The following is a 17,526-nucleotide window of genomic DNA, read 5'->3' as shown; positions in this document are numbered from 1 at the left end:
CGGCCCCGTCGTGGCCGCCGGCCGTGCCCGCGTCGCGGGGGCCGCCCCCGGGGCGCGGGGCCGGGACGTCCGGCGTCCGCCCGCCCGCACCGCCGACGCGGTCGAGGACGCGGCTCACGGGGCCACCGTCGGCCGTCCGGCGCGGGCACGCGCGGGCACGACCCGGGGCGCACGGACGACGGCTCGCATGGCGGGGGTTCGGAGCGGACGGGGGAGCGGACGGGTCGGTTCTGCCACTGCACTCCTACCTCGAGGGACGCGCCCGGCCGCCGGTGCGCCGACGCGCTCAGGTCGCGGTCCGCACCGGCCGATGGACGGCCATGACCACCCTCATGATGCCGCCTGCGCCCACGACGACGTCGACCGTTCCGCGCCCCGCGTCCGGGTCGGCCGGCTCGCGCCGCCAGGAGGTGCGTCGCCAGGTCGCCGACGCGCGGGTGCACGCGCCCGACCTCGTCGCCCGGCACGGCCTGCGCGACGCGGTCCAGGCCTACGACGCGCTGCTGGCGGGCACGCTCTCCGGCGCCGAGTTCTCCGCCGTGCGGGATCTGCTCACCGGCTGGTCCTGAGGGCTCTGGGCGGGCCAGCCGCCCGCCGACGGCGCCGCGCTCGCGCGGTCGACGGCTTACCACGTAGGAAGACCTCTGCGCTGGCTGTTTACAACGTCGAAAGACGTGCCTACCGTCGGGGGACGGGTCGCGCAGCGGAGCGCGGTGCCCGTCCGCCGTTCGAGGGAGAACAGTGATGAGAGCTGCGCAGACGACAGGGGGCGCGCCGGCCGACGGGGGCGCCGTCGCGGTCGGGCAAGGTGGTCGACGCGTCCGACGGCTGGTCCTCGCCGCCGGGCTGGGGCTGGCGATGGCGCTGACGGCGGCGCCCGGCGTCGCCGTGGCGGACGACCACGTCGACCTCACGCCCGGCCCGACGGTCGTGCGGGACCTGGGCTCGCCGACGGGCTACACCGGCCACTTCGTCCTGCACGCACCCGAGGCCTCCAGCGTGCGGTTCGTCGCGGACATCATGCTGCGCGACTGGGAGGACCCGACCGACCCGACGGTGTACGCGCCGTCGGAGTACCGGCCCGGCCTCATGCGCGGCGGTGGCGCCTACGAGGTCGAGATGACCGAGGTGGAGGACGGCTACTGGGTGACCGACGTGCCGCTGGCCGCGGGTGCGAACCAGTACTGGTTCTACGTCGACGGTGACACGAGCCTGTGGGTGACCGACCCCGCCAACGCGCCGGTCTACGCCCCGGACGGCCTGCAGGGCACCGCCCGCCGCGCCTTCAACCGCGTCAACGTGCCCTACGACGCCGAGCGGCAGGACTTCGCCCCGCTCGCCGCCCGGCAGGTCGAGAACCCGCGACCGGGCTCGCCGAAGGGCACCTGGGGCTACGTCCCCCTCGAGGTCGGGGGCGCGGAGCGGACCGTCGGCGTCTACCTGCCGCCGGGCTACGACGCCGACCGCGCCGTGCCCTACAAGACGATCTACATGCAGCACGGCGGCGGTCAGGACCAGTCCGACTGGCTCAACATGGGCAGCGTCCCGGTGATCATGGACAACCTGCTGCAGGACGGCCTGACGGAGCCCGCCGTGGTGGTCACCACGGCCACGGACTACCTGGGTGACCCCGAGGAGGGCTACCCGGCCCTGCGCGACGTCGTCCTGCCGTTCGTCGAGGGCGCCTACAACGTCTCGACGGAGCCGGTGGACCGCGCCTTCGCGGGCCTGTCCCGGGGCAGCATCGTCACGCAGAACATCATCGACCACGACCCGACGCTGTTCGGCTGGTACGGGCCGTGGAGCGGCGGGGCGCGGCTCGACCCGACGACGCCGGGGCTGGCCACGCCGTACATCCTCTTCGGCGGCGGCGCCTGGGACTTCGGGCTGCCCGACGCGGAGGTCGTCGAGTCCTACGACAACGCGCTGGTGCAGAACGTCGTCGTGGCCGGCGCGCACGACTTCAACGCCTGGAACCAGCTCTTCACGATCTTCGCCCGCGACTACCTGTGGCAGCCGGAGGCGTTCGTCGCCCCGTACCTCGACGAGACGCAGGACGAGCTGGACGCGCTCCAGGCCGACCGCGAGGTGGCCGGCGCGGTGTCGTTCCTCCTCGAGGAGCACCTGTCCGCCGCGACCCGGCTCGCGGCCCGCGGCAGGACGGACGCGGCGGTCGTGCAGCTCGAGCGCTTCGTCGAGCGGCTCGACGCGCCCCCCGGGGCGAGCAGCCGGGTCTCGGACACGGCCGACGTCGAGCTGCGCGAGCGCGCGGAGACGCTGATCGAGAACCTCGCCGCGGCGAGCTGAGCCCTGCGGGCACCACGAGGGGGTCGGCCGCCACGTCGCGGCCGGCCCCCTCGCCGGTCGAGCGCACGGCGCGTCCGGCCGGCCGGGTCCGCCGCCCCGGGGGCGGGCGACGTGCGACCCTCTGCACGACCCACGGAGCAGGAGGTCTGGGCGGTGCAGGACGCGAGCAGGGCGCCCGGTCTGGTCGGCCGGGACGTCGAGATCCACGCCCTCGAGGGCCTGCTGGAGGACCTGCCGGACCGCGGCGCCGCCGCCCTCGTCCACGGCGAGGCCGGGATCGGGAAGACGGCCCTCCTGCAGCACGTCTGCGCGGCCGCCGCCGGACGAGGGCTGCGGGTGCTGCGCACCACCGGCGTCGAGTCGGAGATGCCGCTCCCGTTCGCCGGTCTCCACCAGCTCGTCCGGCCCCTGCTGGACCGCTCTCCAGCCCTGCCCGTCCCGCAGCGCCGCGCGCTGAGGGCCGCCTTCGGCATGACCGACGACGCCGCGCCGGAGCCCTTCCTCATCGGCCTGGCCGCGCTGACCCTCCTCAGCGACGGCGCCGCGGAGCAGCCTCTCGTCCTGGTGGTCGACGACGCGCACTGGCTGGACCGGCCCAGCGCGGACGCCCTCGGCTTCGTCGCCCGACGGCTCGACTCCGAGCCCGTCGTGATGGTGCAGGCCCAGCGCGACGGCTTCCCGCCCGCGCTCGCCGGCCCGACGCTGGTGGAGCACCACCTGCCCCGCCTCGACCCGCGCTCCGCGGAGAGCGTCCTGGCCCGCCGCGCCCCGCGGCTCGGCCCGGCCGGCCGCAGGAGGGTGCTGGAGGCCGCGGCCGGCAACCCCCTCGCGCTGACGGAGCTGCCGCTGGAGGGCGCCGAGGACGACGCCGCACCCCTGACGCTGACCGCGCGGCTGGAGCGCGCGTTCGCGGCCCGGCTCCCGGGCCTGCCCGCGGCGACCCGGGACCTGCTGCTCGTCGCGGCCCTCGAGGACGGGGGCGACCTCACCGAGGCCCTGGCCGCGACGTCGCGGTGGCGCGGCGAGCCGGTCACGGCCGAGGCCCTGTCGGCGGCCGTCGGGGTCGGCCTCGTCGTCGCGGACGGCCCGCTGCTCACCTTCCGCCACCCGCTGGTCCGTCATGCGGTCCACCGGCGCGCCACCCCGCCCGAGCAGCGGGCCGCGCACCTCGCCCTGGCCGCGGTGCTGCGCGACGGCGACCGTCAGCTCTGGCACCGGGCCCTCGCCGCGGACGTGCCGGACGACGCGGTCGCGGCGGGGCTGGAGGCCGCGGCGTCCCGCGCCCAGCGCCGCGGGGGCGTGGCCGCCGCTCAGGCCACGCTCGAGCGCGCCGCCCGGCTCACCGCGGACCCGTCCGAACGGGTGCGGCGCTACCTGGGGGCGGCCGAGCTGGCGTTCGAGTGGGGGCGGCCCGACGTGGTCGACCGCCTCCTGCGGGAGACCGCGGCCCTCGACGTGCCGGTCCGGGAGCGGGCCCGCCTCTCCGTCATCCGGGAGGGCTTCGAGGAGGGCGTGCACGACGTGCGCGCGGGCACCCGGATGCTCACGGAGGTGGCCGCGGCCGCGGCGGCGGAGGGCCGGGCCGACCAGGCGCTGCGCTTCCTGCAGGCGGCGTCGCTGCGGTGCTGGTGGGCCGACCCGGGCGCCGGGGCCCGTGCGCGCCTGCTGGAGGTCGTCGAGCAGGTCACCGCCCCGGACGACGTCCTGGTGCTCGAGGTGCTGTCCTACGTGGCGCCGTTCGACCGCGGCGCGATGGTCCACGGACGGCTGCTCGCGGCGTCCCACGTCCCGCTCGACGCGGCCCGCGGCCAGGCGGCCGGCGACGCGGCGAGCGTCGTGGGGGACTTCCCGCTCGCCGTCGGGTTCCTGACGCCGGCGCTGGCGGGCCTGCGGGCCGACGGGCGGCTGGGTCTCCTCGGGCGGGCCCGGGCGGTCCAGGCCTGGAGCGCGCTGAACGTCGGCCGGTTCAGCCTGGCGGCCACGGCCGCCGACGAGGCCGCCCGGCTCGCCGCCGACTCGGCGCAGCCGCTCATGGGGGTCGTCGCCGAGGTCGTCCAGTGCGTGGTCGCGGCGCTCTGCGGCGGCCGGGATGTCGAGGAGCGGCTCGCCGCCGCGGCGCGCCTGGGCCTGCAGGTGGGCTCCTACGCCGTCCTCGCCGGTGTGCAGCTCGCCCGTGGCGTGGTGGCGCTGGACCAGGGGCGGCACGAGGAGGCGTGGGACCAGCTGGCACGGCTCTCGGACCCCGCCGACCCCGCCCACCATCCCGTGGTGCGGACCTTCGCCGTCGCCGACCTCGTCGAGGCGGCCGTCCGCAGCGGGCACCGGGCCGAGGTCGAGCCCCTCGTGGCCGACCTCGAGGCCCTCGCCGCACGGACGCCCTCCCCGGTGCTGCACCTCGGCCTGCGCCACGGCCGCGCGCTCCTGGCGTCCGAGGGCGAGGCCGAGGCGCTCTTCGCGGACGCCCTCGCGGCGGACCTCGGCGGCTGGCCCTTCGCCCGCGCCCGGCTGCAGCTCGCGCACGGTGCCTGGCTGCGCCGCCGCCGGCGGGCGGCGGAGTCCCGCGCCCCGCTGCGGGCGGCGCGGGACACCTTCGACGCCCTCGGCGCCGTCGCCTGGGGCGACCGTGCCCGCCAGGAGCTGCGCGCCGCCGGGGAGCGGAGCCGGCCCCGCACCCCCGAGGCGCGCGAGCGGCTGAGCCCGCAGGAGCTGCTGATCGCCCAGCTGGCCGCCCAGGGCCTCACGAACCGCGAGATCGGTGCGCGGCTGTACCTCTCGCACCGGACGATCGGCACCCACCTGCACCGGATCTTCCCCATGCTGGGGATCACCTCCCGCGTCGCCCTGCGCGCCGCGCTCGGTCCGGAGCCGTCCCCGGGAACGGTCACGACGACGGTCATCTGACGTACGCGCCGCGTCGGCGTCGGTCCCTACGGTCCTGGAGTCAGCGACGCGACGACCACCCGGGTCGACCCGGTCGCTGCGGACCGGGAGGAACCCCACGTGACCACCGAGACCGACAACCGTCCACCGGCGGAGGGCACGCCGACCGTGGTGCTCGTGCACGGCGCCTTCGCGGAGTCCGCGAGCTGGAACGGGGTGCTCGAGCAGCTGCTCGCCGACGGCTACCCCGTCGTCGCCACCGCCAACCCCCTGCGCGGCCTGCGCCAGGACGCCGACCAGCTGCGCACCGTCCTGGACCGCGTCGACGGCCCGGTCGTCGTGGTCGGCCACTCCTACGGCGGCTCCGTGATGAGCGTGGCCGCGCACGGGCACGCCGGCGTGCGGGCGCTCGTCTACGTGGGCAGCTTCCTCCTCGAGGAGGGGGAGAGCACCGGTGAGCTGGCCGGGAGGTTCCCCGGGAACGAGCTGGGGTCGGCGCTGGAGCCCGTGCCCGTGCCCGACGGCGCCGGCGGCACCGTGACCGACCTCTACATCCGGCCGGACCGCTTCCGCGAGGTGTTCGCGGCCGACGTGCCCCCCGAGGTCGCCCGCCTGATGGCCGCGACGCAGCGGCCCATCACCAGCGAGGCCCTGGAGGAGAAGGCGACGGCCGCCGCCTGGCGCACGGTCCCGTCCTGGACGCTCGTCACGCGGCAGGACCTCGCGGTCCCCGCCGAGGCGCAGCGCTTCATGGCCCGGCGCGCGGGGTCGACGGTCGTCGAGGTCGACGCCTCCCACGCCGTCGGCGTCTCCCGCCCCGGGGCGGTCGCCGACCTCGTCCTCCAGGCCGCCCGCGCGACGGCGGGCTGACCCGCCGCCGCCGGACCGGGCGGGATGGAACACGGACGGGTGATCCTCGACCGGGAGCGTCGGAGAGGGTCGACGGGACCCCGTTCGGTGCTAGGTTCCGCGAGCCCACCGCCGTGCTGCACCACCCCCTGGGAGCCCCCGTGCGCCTCCGTCGACTGCTCGCCCCCGCCGTGCTCGCCCTGGCGCTCGTCGTCGCCCCGTCCGGTCCCGCCTCGGCGGCCGTCACCACCGCGTACCAGGGCAAGAGCTGCGTGGGCTCCCAGGTGCTGCGCTGCGCGTGGATCAACTACGACAGCACGAACAACCGGATGCGGGCCTACGGCGAGATCCGCGACGCCGCCGGGGGCTCCAACTACGACGTGGCCCTGTACGGGATCTGGGTCGACGAGTACTCCGCGGGCCGGTGGGTGGAGCGCGACTGGGTCTACTACGCCTCCGACGGCTGGCACGCGGAGTCCGACCTCGAGGCGGGGGAGCTGCTGTCCTGCGTCGGCAGCCGGACCTACCGCGTCCGGATGGACGGCAAGTGGCGTGCGGCCGGGACCACCGGCAACGGCACGTACGAGATGCGCACCAGCAAGACGTACACCTGCTGACGCCGCGGGGGTCAGCCCGCCGACGACGGCGGTGCGGTCACGACCGCCGCCTCGACCACGACGACGGCGGCCGCGTCGCGCGTCGCCTCGAACCGGCGGGGGAGGCACCGGTCCTGCACCGGGACGGTCTGCACGGTCCACGGGTCCGCAGGCGTCCCCGTCCCGCCGTCCAGCGCCACGTACACGACCCCCGGGACGCCTCCGAGCTCGCACGCCGCCAGGTCGAGCCGCTCCCACAGGGCGTCCCCGGTCGCACCGGCGAGCCTGGTCATGGTCGTCGTCACGAGCGCAGGGTCGGTGCCGCCGCCGGCGGTGCCGTCGTCGCTGCTCGACAGCGCCAGCTGGAAGCCGACCCCGCCGGCCGCCGCCAGCAGGCCGAAGACCCCCGCGGCGACGAGGGCCGCGCGCGTCTCGGCGCGGACCGTCGTCGCCTGCGCGTCCGCGACGAGGACGGCCCTGGCGCGTTCCCACACCGCCAGGTCGGCGTGGTGCAGCGCCCGGGCGTCGTCGAGCTCCCGGACCCGTGCGGCCGCGGTCGCGGTGGCGGCGGCGTCCGTCGCCCGCTCCGCCTCCGCCAGCGCTGACCTCGCCCCGACGAGCTCGGCCTCGACGTGCCGCGCGGCCCTCCGACGGTCCGCGAGCCCGCGCTGGAACGACGGCACGGTGGGGTGGCCGAGCAGGTAGTGCTCGCGGGCGGCGGCGTCCGCGAGCCGGCGGTCGAAGGCCTCCCCCAGGTCGTACAGCGTCACGACCTGCGGGACGAGGACGCGCGTGGCCGTGACCAGCAGCGCGCCGACGGAGAACAGCCCCAGGGTGCCCAGGCCCCACGCGAGCAGGAGCTGGTCGGTGTCCTCGGCGAGGCTCAGCGCCGGACGCGAGACGATCGCGGTCCCGAAGACGGCGGCCCCGACCGCCGCGAGGGCGGCGGCAGCGGTCAGCGTCGCCGTCGCGGCGGTGACGAGCGCACCGAGGCCGGTCCGGCCGGGCGCGGGGCCGCTCACGGCAGCAGGGAGCCGGGCGGCCCGTCGGGGGGGCCGTCGAAGCGGATCGCCGGAGGCGGGACGGACGGCTCGTAGGGGGCCCAGTGGTAGGCGCCGGTGGCGCCCTCCCGCACCCACTGCCAGCGCCGGCGGTCCCTCCCCGTCACGATCTCGTAGGGGTAGGCCCCGTCGCGGTCAGGCCCCATCGCGTCGCCCCCTGTGTGCTCGTCGCCCGGACAGGGGTGGGACGCTCCTCCTGAGCGGCACGGCGGGAGAGGGTCCTAGCCCCCAGGAGCACGGGGACGTCCGCCCGCTCCTGGTGGCGACGTCCCTGCTCACGAGCGGGTGGTCCTCGGATCCGAGGCGCGTGCCGGTGCGCGCGGCGGTCGCGGTGGCCGATGGGGCAGGGGCAGGCACCTCCCGCGCCGCCAGCACCGCTGGCCCCACCTCAAGGACGTCCCGTGTCCCGAGCACAGACCCACCCCTCCGGCAGAGGCCGGCGGACGTCCGCCGCCGCGATGGCGGCCCTGACGGTCGCGACGCTGGGCGTCTCGGGCGTGCCCGCGGCCGCCGCCGCCGAGGAGGCGCCCCCCGTCGTGCAGGGGGCGGTCCCCGGCGAGCCCGCACCCGAGCCGCCCGGCGACGAGGACCTGGCCGACACGCCGGTGGACACGGGGGAGGCGCCCGACGGGGGAGAGGCTCCGGCGGGGCCGGCCCAGGAGGGCCCCGAGCCGGCGACGGAGCAGCGGCCGGGCGGGGCGACGACCGACGGTGCCGTCGATGCCCACCCCGTCGAGGAGAGCGGCGCTGCGCCGGCCGACGCGGTGGCACCGGGACGGCCGGCTCCGGCCGAGCCGGCGGCGGGCGGTGACGGGCAGCAGCCCGTGCCGGCGGCGGACGTCGCGCTCGCCCGCGACGACGAGCTCCGCGGCGTGGCGCTCGGCACCCGTGCGCGGGTCGAGGTGCTGCTGAACGACGACCCGACCCTGCGGCGCGAGAGCGTGCGGCTCGTCGACCGGTGGGGCAGCCGGGTGCACGACCTCGTCGTCCCCGGAGAGGGCATCTGGATCGCCGACACCCTGGAGGAGACCCGCGGCACCCTCGTCTTCTACCCGTACCACGACATGGACGGGACCTACACCGGGGACCCCACGCCCGTCCGGTACTCCGTCATCGACCAGCAGGGTGTGCAGCACGTCGCCCGGGCCTCGGTCCTCTACCGTCCCGGGCTGGCGCCGGACCAGTCGACGGGCCATGCGCACGGGCAGCCCGTGACCCTCGCCCCGCTCCGCAACGACCGCGGCTCGATCGACCCGGCGACCCTCTCGCTCGTCTCGCCCGACGGCACCCCCGTCGACACGTCGGGCGTCCACGGGGGCACGTACACGCTCGACCGCGCCGCCGGGACCGTCACGTTCACCCCCGACCCGGGCTTCGACCACGCCCAGGTCCCCGGCAGGGCCCGGTACCGCGTCGCCACCCACGCCGGGGAGACCGACGTCCAGGACATCGTCGTCGCGTACGAGGTCGTCGCCCGCCCGGACCGCGTGACCGCCGCCCGGCACGGCCGGCCGGTCGTCGTCGAGGTCCTCGCCAACGACGAGGGGGCCGTCGACCCGGCGACGCTCCAGGTGCACCCCGCCGACGAGCCGTCCGACGGATCGACCCTGACCGTGCCGGGCGAGGGCACGTGGACCGTCCAACCGGAGGCGGGGACGGTCACCTTCACCCCGCAGGCCGGGTTCCGCGGGACGCCGGCGCCGGTCGGGTACCGGATCGGCGACGGGGTCGCCTACCCCGACCCCTGGGAGCCGTACGTCGAGGGGCGGTCCAGCATCACCCTCGAGTACGCCGCACCGGCCGCCCACGCGGACGTGTCGGTCCGCAACACCATCGGCGAGCCGGTGACGCTGGACGTGCTGGCGGACGACGACGGCGACGTCGACCCGGGCACGCTCGTGCTGCTCCACCCCGTGGACGGGACCCCGACCCGGAGGATCGTCGAGGGTGACCAGGGTTCCTACTCGGTCGACCCGAGCACCGGGACGGTGACCTTCTCACCGTCCGCGGGCTACGACCCCGCCGTCCCGCTGCCGGACCTGCGGTACGGGGTCACCACCCTCGACGGCGACGTCCTCACCGGCACCATCGCCATCGACTACGCCCCCCGGGCCGCCGACGACGCGCGGGACGGCCTGCCCAGCGGCCGCCCCGCGACGGTGGACGTGCTGGCGAACGACAGGGGCGCGCTCGACGTGCGCAGCCTCGGCCTCGTCGTGCCCGGACCGGACGGCACGACGACCACCGCGGGCTCCGTCCACGTCGACGGGCAGGGCGTGTGGAGCACCACCCCTGCCGGCCTGGTCGAGTTCCACCCCGCCGACGGGTTCACCGGCAGCCCCGCACCGGTGACCTACCAGGTCGCGAACGGGCGCGGCGTGACGACCGTGGCCACGGTCGCCGTGACGTACGAGAGGGTCGTGGTGGTCAGCCCGACCCCGACGGGCCCGACCGCGCCCACCACGCCCGTGCTCACGGCACCGGTGGTCTCCGAGGGCAACGCGCACGGCCGACCGGCGACGCTGCCCATCCGGACCCGGGTGCCGGACGCGGTCGGCAGCACGCTGTGGATCCGCGACCCCGGCGCCGCACCGGCCGTCGGCGCCGGCGCCTCCGCCGCCACGCCGGACGCGCCCTACCGGCTGGTCAAGGGCCTCGTCGTCCAGGGGCAGGGCGTCTGGACGGTCGACGACACCGCCGCGACGATCACCTTCGTCCCGGAGGCCGGCCTCGCCGGGAACCCCGACGCGATCGAGTGGCAGGTGGAGGACTCCGCGGGCCAGGTGCGGTCCGCGACGGCGACCGTCCTCTACCTCGCCGCCGCCTCCACCCCACCGGTCCTGCCGATCGGCGCCCTGCTCACCCTCCCGGCCGCGACCGTCGCAGCGCCGACCGCACCGACCGCACCGACCGTGCCGACCGTGCCGACCGCACCGACCGCACCGACCGCACCGACGCAGCCGGCCACCCGCGCGGCGGCGGTCCCGGGCGCGCCCCGCACGGGAGGGCTCGCGTCGACGGGCGCCGACCCCGGCACGGCCGGTGCCCTGGCCGTGGCGCTCGCGACCGCCGGCGCGGCCCTCGTCGCCGTCCGCCGCCGCTCCCGCAGCCAGGAGGCGTGAGACCGCGCCGGCAGCGCCGGACGGCGCGTCCCGCCCCTCACCTGGGGGAGCGGGACGCGCCGTCCGGCGCCGGAGCGCGAGGTCGTCCTGCGCGGCCGCCCCTCAGCCCTTGACCGACCCGGCCGTGAGGCCCCGGACGAAGAAGCGCTGGAGGGCGAAGAAGACGGCCATGGGCAGCAGGATCGAGATGAAGGCCCCGGCCTGCAGGAGCTCCTCGCCCTGCCCCTGGGTCCCCAGCAGCTGCTGGAGCTGGACGATGATCGTCGCGTTGCCGGGGCTGAGGAACAGCTTGGCGATGAGCAGGTCGTTCCACACCCAGAGGAACTGCAGGGTCGCGAACGCGGCGATCGCGGGCATGGACATGGGCGCCACGAGCCGCCAGAAGGTCTGGTAGTGGCTGGCCCCGTCGATCTTCGCCGACTCGACGACCGAGAGCGGGAGCGTCGCCATGTAGTTGCGCAACGTGTAGAGGCACAGCGGCATGCCGAACCCGGTGTGCAGCAGCCACACCGCGACGAACTGGCCGGAGATGCCGATGCCGTTCGGGCCGAGCAGGTCCAGCATCGGCTGGAACGCGACCTGGATGGGCACCACCATGACGGCCACGATGGCCACGAACAGCAGGTCCCGGCCGGGGAACTCCATGAACGTGAAGGCGTAGGCGGCGAAGGCCGCGAGCATGATCGGCAGGATCGTCGCCGGCACGGCGACCACGACGCTGTTGAGGAACCCCTGGGCCATGCCCTGGCCGGAGAGCGCGCCCGCGTAGTTCTCGGCGGTCCACCCCGCGCCGAACGGGTTGAGGATCGCCGTCCACCAGCCGGTGGTGGCGGCGTCCTCCCGGCTGCGCAGGCTCGTGACGAGCAGGCCCAGCGTGGGGACCGTCCACAGCAGGCACAGGACGACCATGACGAGGGGTGCGACCCAGCTGCGCCGCTGACCCTCCGGCGTCACGGAGCGCCGGGTGCCCATCACGGCACGCGGAGGGGTCGCCACGGCGGTCATCGGGTCTCCTCGCGGAAGCTGCGGACCTGGTAGAGCAGGACGGGCAGGACGAGGAGGAGCAGGATCACGACGATCGCCGACGCCTGCCCGGCGCGCTGGGCGGTGAACAGCTCCTGGAAGAACAGCACGGCGATCACGTTGGTGCGCGCCTGGCCGTTCGTCAGCACGTAGATGATGTCGAAGACCTTGAGCACGAGGATCAGCACCGTGATGAAGACGGTGAGGATCGTGCCGCGGATCTGCGGGATGATCACCCGGAAGAACAGCTGCCGTTCGTTGGCCCCGTCCAGGCGGGCGGCCTCGAGGGTCTCCTCCGGGACGGCCTTGATGGCGCCGGACAGCAGGACCATCGCGAAGCCGACCTGCAGCCAGACGAGGATGACCATCATGAGCAGGGAGTTGAGCCGCGCGGTGTCGAACCGCAGCCAGTCCTGCGCGGTGCCCCCGAGCCCGGTGATGATCGCGTTGAGCAGCCCCGTGTCCTCGTCGAGGTTGTAGACGAGACGCCAGATGGTGGCGGCGCCGACGAAGGAGATCGCCATGGGCAGGAAGATGAGGCTCTTCGCGACCTTCTCGCCCGTGGCCGGCAGGCGGTCGGCGAACAGGGCCACGACGACCCCGAAGGCGACCGTGACGGCCGGCACGATGGCCAGCCAGAGCAGGTTGTTCGTGATGGCCAGCCAGAACTCGCCGCTGGAGAAGATGGCGGCGTAGTTGTCGAACCCCACGTACTCCGTGCTGCGGTCGCCCGCGAAGCTGTAGTTGATCGTCTGCACCGTGGGGTACAGCAGCATGAGGGAGATGAAGCCGAAGGCCGGCAGCAGGAAGATGTACGGGATCACCCCCTGGGACAGCCGCTGCGGCAACGACTCGGCGAAGACGTTGGCGAAGTAGAACAGCAGCGCCGCTCCGCCCAGGCCGGCGAGGATGCCGACCACCGCCATGAGCAGCCGGTTGTTCAGGTACCAGCCGGGGAACCAGGCGATCGACAGGAAGATGTTGATGACCAGCCAGGCGACGAGCGCCACCCCCAGGATGCCCAGGACCATGCGTCCCGGCCGGGCGGGCGAGCCCCCGCGGCGGGCGGCCGGAGCGGTGCCGGCCGGTGCGGCCAGGACGGTGCTCACGAGCCGTCCTCCGCCGCGGGCCAGCTCTCCTCGATGTCGGAGGTCACCTGCGCGGCCGTCTTCTGACCGCTGAGCCACTCGACCATGCCGGTCCAGAACGTGCCGCCGCCGACGGCGTTGGGCATGAGGTCCGAGCCGTCGTAGCGGAACACGTCGGCCTCCGCGACGATCTCGGCGGTCCTGCGGGTGATGTCGTCCGGGTACTGGGTGGCGTCGAACGTGGTGTGCGGCGAGAGCCAGCCGCCCGCCTGCGCCCACGGGCCCCCGAACTCGGGGGACGTGAGGAACTGCATGAGGGCGATCGCGTCGTCGTCGTTGCCGTTCATGAGCGCGGCCAGGTCACCGCCGCCCAGGATGGGCTGGCCCTCGTAGCCGTCCACGGCGGGCGGGAAGGCGAAGACGCCGACCGAGCCGTCGAGGTCCGCCTGCACCTCCTCGGGCATGAACCCGGTGATGAAGTTGCCCTGGCGCTCGAGGAAGCACTCGGGCGGGTCCGCGAAGGCCGGGAGGATCGCCTCGGAGAACGGGGTGGCGATCACGCTCTGCGTCCCTCCGGCCACGTTCCCCTCGGCGAGGACGAGCTCGCCGAACGCGTCGAAGGCGGCGATCACGCGCTCGTCGTCGAACGGGATCTCGTGGGAGGTCCACTCGTCGTAGACGTCGGGGCCCCACAGGCGGAGCATGTACTCCTCGATCCAGTCGGTGCCCACCCACCCGGTCGCCTGGTCGGAGTTCCACCCCATGCACCACGGCGCGGTGCCGCTGTCGCGGATCTGCGTGGCGATCCCCGCCAGCTCGTCGAGGTCGGCGGGTTCCGTGCTGTAGCCCTCGGCCGGGTAGGTGGCCTGGTTGTACCAGACCAGCGACTTCACGGCCATGCGCATCGGCGCCCCGTAGACGCGGCCGTTGAGCCGACCGGCGTCGAGGAACCCGGGGACGAGCGTGTCGTCCAGCGCGTCGTAGTCGAGGTAGGTGTCGATCGGCTGCACGTACCCTGCCTCGGCCTGCTCGAGCAGGCCGCCCGGCTGCGGGAAGATCGCGACGTCGGGCGCCTGGCCGGCACCGGTGCGCTGCCGGATGGTGTTCGTGAAGTCCTGGTCGGAGCTGTACTGGACGTCGATCCCCGACTCCTCCTCGAAGTCGGCGAGCGACGCGTTGAAGGCGTCGGCCTCCTGCCCGCCGAACGCCCCGAGGACGGTGACGACCCCGTCGCCGTCCGCCTCTGCGTTGTCCACGAAGCCGGCGAGCCCCTCGCCCGCCGCGCCCCCCTGGCTCGGGTTCTGCAGGCAGCCGGCCAGCAGCAGGGCACCGGCCGCCCCCATGCCCGCCAGCGCGACGGCGCGCCGTCCTGTCCCTCTCATGAGGACCTCCTGTCGGGTGCGGGACAGCGTCGTCCCGCATCGCTCAGCAACATAGCCCTCGCGCGGGTCCGGCGCCCTGTCGCGGCCGCGGCCGCACCCGGGACCCCGAGGACCCGGTCGGACGGAGCAGCACGCGGACGTCGCCGCCGTCGTCGGGCATCCGCCACCGCTCGTCCGCAGCGCGCAGCGTGAGCCCGTCACCGGCCGCGGTGAGCTCGACTGCCGGCAGACCGTCGCCGTCGGCGACCCGCAGCCGCCCGCCGTCGTCGGGGCGCCGCTCCACGTCGCACGTGCTGGGCGCCTGCAGGAGGTGGCCCGACGTCACGCGCCCGACCGGCCGCCGTCGCGCGTCCACCGCGGGGTGCGGGCGGGCGACCACCCGGTCGCCGTCCAGTCGGAGCAGGTGGGAGACGCTCAGGGCGCCGGCCCAGCGGCCGTCACGCCCACCACGAGCATCCGGGCTCCCACCGCCTGGTGCTGCAGCACCGGCACGGGCGCTCCTCGGAGCAGCCGTGACCGGACGGTCAGGGACGGCGCTCGGGAGCGGGCGAGCTGCGTCACCGCGGTGAGGTGACGCTGCGCCGCGACGTCCCTGCGGACGTCCGCCTCGAGCGGGTACCAGCCCAGGGCGATGACCTTCCCCGGATCGGGGCCGACGTGGACGAGCACGACGTCCGCAAATCGGAGTCGTGCCTCCGCGAGGCCCCACTCGAGGGTCCGGCCGCTCGTGCCGCCCTCGGCCAGGGCGATCACCACGGGGCCTGTCTCGGTCGTCATGGCCCCCCTCCCGATCGCTCGTGCCTGCTCGGGGTCCTCCGGAGGGTCCGCGAGACCGTGTCCGGTCCTGCCCTGATCCTGCTCCTGCCCTGTCCCGTCGAGCCGGGACCTCCGACCCTGCCGCCTCGCGCCCGGTGGTCCTTGACTGGCGTCGAGGCCGCGTCGCACGACGCGACGGTGGTCGACCGGCACGGGCGGCGCCCGCCGCGGAGAGCAGGACGGGAGGCGGCGGTGATGGTGAGGGCTCATGTCGGTGCGCGGCTGGTCGTCGCGGGGCGGCGCCAGGGCGATCCCTCACGGGACGGCGAGATCATCGAGGTCCGGGGTGCGGCCGGCGGTCCGCCCTACCTCGTCCGGTGGTCGGACTCGGGGCACGCGGCCTGGTGTACCCCGGCCCCGATGCCACCGTCGCGCCCTCGGGTCAGGACGGCACGGAGGCGACGTAGGACGGACGACACGGAGTCGACGTCGGCCGGTGGACCGCACGCGTCGCGACGCATCGACCGGTGGGAACGACGCGATCGGTGACGGGCGTCGTCGTGCGTCGCCGGGGGTTCCTCACGAGCGGTGGGGGCTCATGCGAGGGCGCCGTTCGCGACCTCCCCGGTCGGGACGACGTCGTGGCGTCCAGGCACCACCAGCACCGGGCAGCGCGCGTGGTGCAGTGCGGCGTGGGAGACGGAACCGAGCAGGAGGCCGACGAACCCGCCCCGGCCCCGTGAACCGACGACGAGGAGCCGGGCCCCGTCGCTCTCGTCCAGCAGCACCCGGCGCGGGTCACCGGGTCGCACCACCGTCTCCACGGTGAGGCCGACGGCACGCGCGCTCGACGCGACGTCCTCGAGCACGGCAGGTCCGTCCGCAGCGTCGTCGCCGGAGGCGACGACCGGCGGCGTGGCGTGCACCGCCCGGAGGGGGGCGCCGAGCGCGGACGCGAGCTCGAGTGCGGCCTCGAGCGCGGCAGCCTCGTCGGTGCTCCCGTCCACACCGAGGACCACGGGACCCACCTCCCTGACGGCTCCGCGGACGACGAGGACGGGACGGCGGCCGTATGCCGTCAGGGCGACCGCGACGCTGCCCAGCACGAGCCCGGAGAAACCTCCGAGGCCGCGGTCCCCGATGACCGTCAGCCGGGCGTTGCTGCTCGCACCCAGGAGCACCGGGACGGTGGCGCCCGTGACGACGCGCCCTCGCGCGACCAGGTGCGGCGTCGACACCCGGGCGCGGTCCACGGCCTCGGCGACGACGCGCTCCGCCGCCGCGCGGAGGCCGGCTCCGGCGGGCGCCCCCGGGGGCGGGCCGAGCGGCACGCGGAGCCTCGGCCAGATGAAGGCGTGGACGACGTCCAGGGGGAGCCCGAGGGCTCCCGCGACGAGGGCTGCGACGTCGACCGCCCGGAGCGCGTCCTCCGAGCCGTCGACGCCGACGACGACCGTCCCACCCCGGTCCGGGTCAGCCGCGATCACGACCCGGCCCTCCAGACGTCCGTCGGCCGACCGGTGCCTCCGGATCTGACAGGGCTGCAGGCTCCGCTGAAGGATCGGCCCCTCGCGACTCGTGGACCACGAGGACGTTCCCGAAAGCCTCGCGCACGAGCCCGTCGCTCACCGAGCCGAGCAGCAGCCCGCAGAACGCACCGAGACCCCGGGACCCGACCACGACGAGGACCGCGCTGCGGGAGGCTTCCACGAGGGCGTGAGCGGGATCGTCCTGCACGACCGAGCACTCCACGTGCAGCCCCGGACACCGCGACCGGACCTGCTCGACGTGCGCCTGCAGAGCCCGACCCACGGGTGTACGGAGCGCTTCGTCCTCCGGCGACGGCGGTTCCACGCCGTACCCGTAGAGGACCGGCTCGAGCGGCAGGGCGTGCAGCAGCACCAGTCCCGCCCCCTGCTGCACCGCGTGGTCACCGGCGACGTCGGCGGCTGCGAGGGACCGCGACGAACCGTCGACGCCGGCGACCACCGTGGCGGCGGCGGTGGCGGGAGGGCGTGGACGACGCACGACTGCCACGGGGCAGCGGGCGTGGGTGGCCAGGTGCGCGGCCGTGCGCCCGATGCGAGGGCCCCTCCCGCGCGAGCCGGGTCCGATCACGAGCAGCTGCGCCCGTTCGCTCAGGGCGCGCAGCGCAGGCACGGCGGGGCCGAGCAGCAGGTGCGTCGTGATGTGCAGGTCCGGGTACGCGCGGACCGCGGCGGCCCGCTGGAGCTCGAGGCCCTCGGCGGCCTCGTGGCGGAAGGCGGCACCGTCGACGACGGGGTACCACGCCCAGGTCGTGACCTCGGGGGGATCCTCGTGCGCACGTGCCAGGACGACCGGCGCTCCTCGCAGCCGCGCCTCCTGCAACGCCCACCCGACGACGTCGTCGTCGTGCGCACCACCACGCACCGCGGCCACCACGGGCCCGTCCTCACGCACCGTCTCCTCCAGGACCCTCG

General features: G+C 75.6%; 16 protein-coding genes. 7 read left to right on the top strand and 9 right to left on the bottom strand.

Annotated elements, in window-relative coordinates; all coding sequences use genetic code 11:
- The first annotated feature begins 320 nt into the window (after nucleotides 1-320).
- The 5 genes from EJA20_RS04840 (at nucleotide 321) to EJA20_RS04820 (ending at nucleotide 6,653) form a co-directional block, all read left to right on the top strand.
- Nucleotides 321-569 carry a hypothetical protein gene (locus tag EJA20_RS04840; protein ID WP_129337019.1) on the top strand — a complete coding sequence of 83 codons (249 nt, stop codon included), beginning with the start codon at nucleotides 321-323 and terminating at the stop codon, nucleotides 567-569.
- Nucleotides 570-744: 175 nt separating this feature from the next.
- Complete coding sequence (locus EJA20_RS04835) at nucleotides 745-2,307, top strand: FIMAH domain-containing protein (RefSeq protein ID WP_205687364.1); 1,563 nt, start codon at nucleotides 745-747, stop codon at nucleotides 2,305-2,307.
- A 153-nt stretch (nucleotides 2,308-2,460) separates the two neighbouring features.
- Nucleotides 2,461-5,208, top strand: coding sequence for an AAA family ATPase (locus EJA20_RS04830; protein ID WP_205687363.1), 2,748 nt, complete (start codon nucleotides 2,461-2,463; stop codon nucleotides 5,206-5,208).
- A gap of 99 nt (nucleotides 5,209-5,307) precedes the next feature.
- Nucleotides 5,308-6,057: an alpha/beta fold hydrolase gene (locus EJA20_RS04825; protein ID WP_129337018.1), complete on the top strand. Its 750-nt coding sequence runs from the start codon at nucleotides 5,308-5,310 to the stop codon at nucleotides 6,055-6,057.
- 140 nt (nucleotides 6,058-6,197) lie between these two features.
- Nucleotides 6,198-6,653: a hypothetical protein gene (locus tag EJA20_RS04820; RefSeq protein ID WP_129337017.1), complete on the top strand. Its 456-nt coding sequence runs from the start codon at nucleotides 6,198-6,200 to the stop codon at nucleotides 6,651-6,653.
- An 11-nt stretch (nucleotides 6,654-6,664) separates the two neighbouring features.
- On the opposite strand, the gene EJA20_RS04815 is transcribed toward EJA20_RS04820, so the two are convergent.
- Entirely contained in the window at nucleotides 6,665-7,654 is a 990-nt protein-coding gene (locus EJA20_RS04815; RefSeq protein WP_129337016.1) for a hypothetical protein, read from the bottom strand.
- On the bottom strand, nucleotides 7,651-7,839 hold the full coding sequence (locus EJA20_RS04810) for a hypothetical protein (protein ID WP_129337015.1): 189 nt from the start codon (nucleotides 7,837-7,839) through the stop codon (nucleotides 7,651-7,653). The genes EJA20_RS04815 and EJA20_RS04810 overlap by 4 nt, the downstream gene beginning before the upstream one ends.
- A gap of 312 nt (nucleotides 7,840-8,151) precedes the next feature.
- Between EJA20_RS04810 and EJA20_RS04805 the strand changes: the two genes are divergently transcribed.
- A complete protein-coding gene (locus EJA20_RS04805; protein ID WP_129337014.1) occupies nucleotides 8,152-10,815 on the top strand; it encodes an Ig-like domain-containing protein in 2,664 nt (887 codons plus the stop codon).
- A 102-nt stretch (nucleotides 10,816-10,917) separates the two neighbouring features.
- Here EJA20_RS04805 and EJA20_RS04800 read toward each other — a convergent pair whose 3' ends face one another.
- The 5 genes from EJA20_RS04800 to EJA20_RS04780 all read right to left on the bottom strand — a co-directional run bounded on the left by EJA20_RS04800 (nucleotide 10,918) and on the right by EJA20_RS04780 (nucleotide 15,085).
- Nucleotides 10,918-11,820 carry a carbohydrate ABC transporter permease gene (locus tag EJA20_RS04800; RefSeq protein WP_129337013.1) on the bottom strand — a complete coding sequence of 301 codons (903 nt, stop codon included), beginning with the start codon at nucleotides 11,818-11,820 and terminating at the stop codon, nucleotides 10,918-10,920.
- The gene (locus EJA20_RS04795; RefSeq protein ID WP_240675048.1) at nucleotides 11,817-12,947 is read right to left on the bottom strand and encodes a carbohydrate ABC transporter permease; all 1,131 of its coding nucleotides are present in this window, start codon (nucleotides 12,945-12,947) and stop codon (nucleotides 11,817-11,819) included. The genes EJA20_RS04800 and EJA20_RS04795 overlap by 4 nt, the downstream gene beginning before the upstream one ends.
- Nucleotides 12,944-14,308: an ABC transporter substrate-binding protein gene (locus tag EJA20_RS04790; RefSeq protein WP_240675046.1), complete on the bottom strand. Its 1,365-nt coding sequence runs from the start codon at nucleotides 14,306-14,308 to the stop codon at nucleotides 12,944-12,946. Before EJA20_RS04790 ends, EJA20_RS04795 begins: the two co-directional genes overlap by 4 nt.
- 43 nt (nucleotides 14,309-14,351) lie before the next feature.
- Complete coding sequence (locus EJA20_RS04785) at nucleotides 14,352-14,633, bottom strand: hypothetical protein (protein ID WP_129337012.1); 282 nt, start codon at nucleotides 14,631-14,633, stop codon at nucleotides 14,352-14,354.
- An 89-nt stretch (nucleotides 14,634-14,722) separates the two neighbouring features.
- Complete coding sequence (locus EJA20_RS04780) at nucleotides 14,723-15,085, bottom strand: universal stress protein (protein ID WP_129337011.1); 363 nt, start codon at nucleotides 15,083-15,085, stop codon at nucleotides 14,723-14,725.
- A 234-nt stretch (nucleotides 15,086-15,319) separates the two neighbouring features.
- Here EJA20_RS04780 and EJA20_RS04775 point away from each other — a divergent pair, with 234 nt between their 5' ends.
- Nucleotides 15,320-15,613 (top strand): DUF1918 domain-containing protein, encoded by a 294-nt coding sequence (locus EJA20_RS04775; protein ID WP_240675045.1) that lies wholly within the window; start codon nucleotides 15,320-15,322, stop codon nucleotides 15,611-15,613.
- Nucleotides 15,614-15,660: 47 nt separating this feature from the next.
- Here EJA20_RS04775 and EJA20_RS04770 read toward each other — a convergent pair whose 3' ends face one another.
- Both EJA20_RS04770 and EJA20_RS04765 read right to left on the bottom strand, forming a co-directional pair.
- Nucleotides 15,661-16,551 (bottom strand): universal stress protein, encoded by an 891-nt coding sequence (locus EJA20_RS04770; protein WP_205687362.1) that lies wholly within the window; start codon nucleotides 16,549-16,551, stop codon nucleotides 15,661-15,663.
- On the bottom strand, nucleotides 16,538-17,488 hold the full coding sequence (locus EJA20_RS04765; RefSeq protein WP_164983826.1) for a universal stress protein: 951 nt from the start codon (nucleotides 17,486-17,488) through the stop codon (nucleotides 16,538-16,540). The genes EJA20_RS04770 and EJA20_RS04765 overlap by 14 nt, the downstream gene beginning before the upstream one ends.
- Nucleotides 17,489-17,526: the final 38 nt, after the last annotated feature.

This window comes from Cellulomonas endophytica, from assembly GCF_004123805.1.
Classification (GTDB): Bacteria; Actinomycetota; Actinomycetes; order Actinomycetales; family Cellulomonadaceae; genus Cellulomonas; species Cellulomonas endophytica.
This window is presented reverse-complemented; position numbering and strand designations above follow the sequence as displayed.

Coding starts and splice junctions, on each gene's coding strand:
- EJA20_RS04840 (WP_129337019.1), top strand. CDS start 321: ATGACCACCCTCATGATGCCGCCTGCGCCCACGACGACGTCGACCGTT.
- EJA20_RS04835 (WP_205687364.1), top strand. CDS start 745: ATGAGAGCTGCGCAGACGACAGGGGGCGCGCCGGCCGACGGGGGCGCC.
- EJA20_RS04810 (WP_129337015.1), bottom strand. CDS start 7,839: ATGGGGCCTGACCGCGACGGGGCCTACCCCTACGAGATCGTGACGGGG.
- EJA20_RS04805 (WP_129337014.1), top strand. CDS start 8,152: ATGGCGGCCCTGACGGTCGCGACGCTGGGCGTCTCGGGCGTGCCCGCG.
- EJA20_RS04800 (WP_129337013.1), bottom strand. CDS start 11,820: ATGACCGCCGTGGCGACCCCTCCGCGTGCCGTGATGGGCACCCGGCGC.
- EJA20_RS04790 (WP_240675046.1), bottom strand. CDS start 14,308: ATGAGAGGGACAGGACGGCGCGCCGTCGCGCTGGCGGGCATGGGGGCG.
- EJA20_RS04780 (WP_129337011.1), bottom strand. CDS start 15,085: ATGACGACCGAGACAGGCCCCGTGGTGATCGCCCTGGCCGAGGGCGGC.
- EJA20_RS04775 (WP_240675045.1), top strand. CDS start 15,320: ATGGTGAGGGCTCATGTCGGTGCGCGGCTGGTCGTCGCGGGGCGGCGC.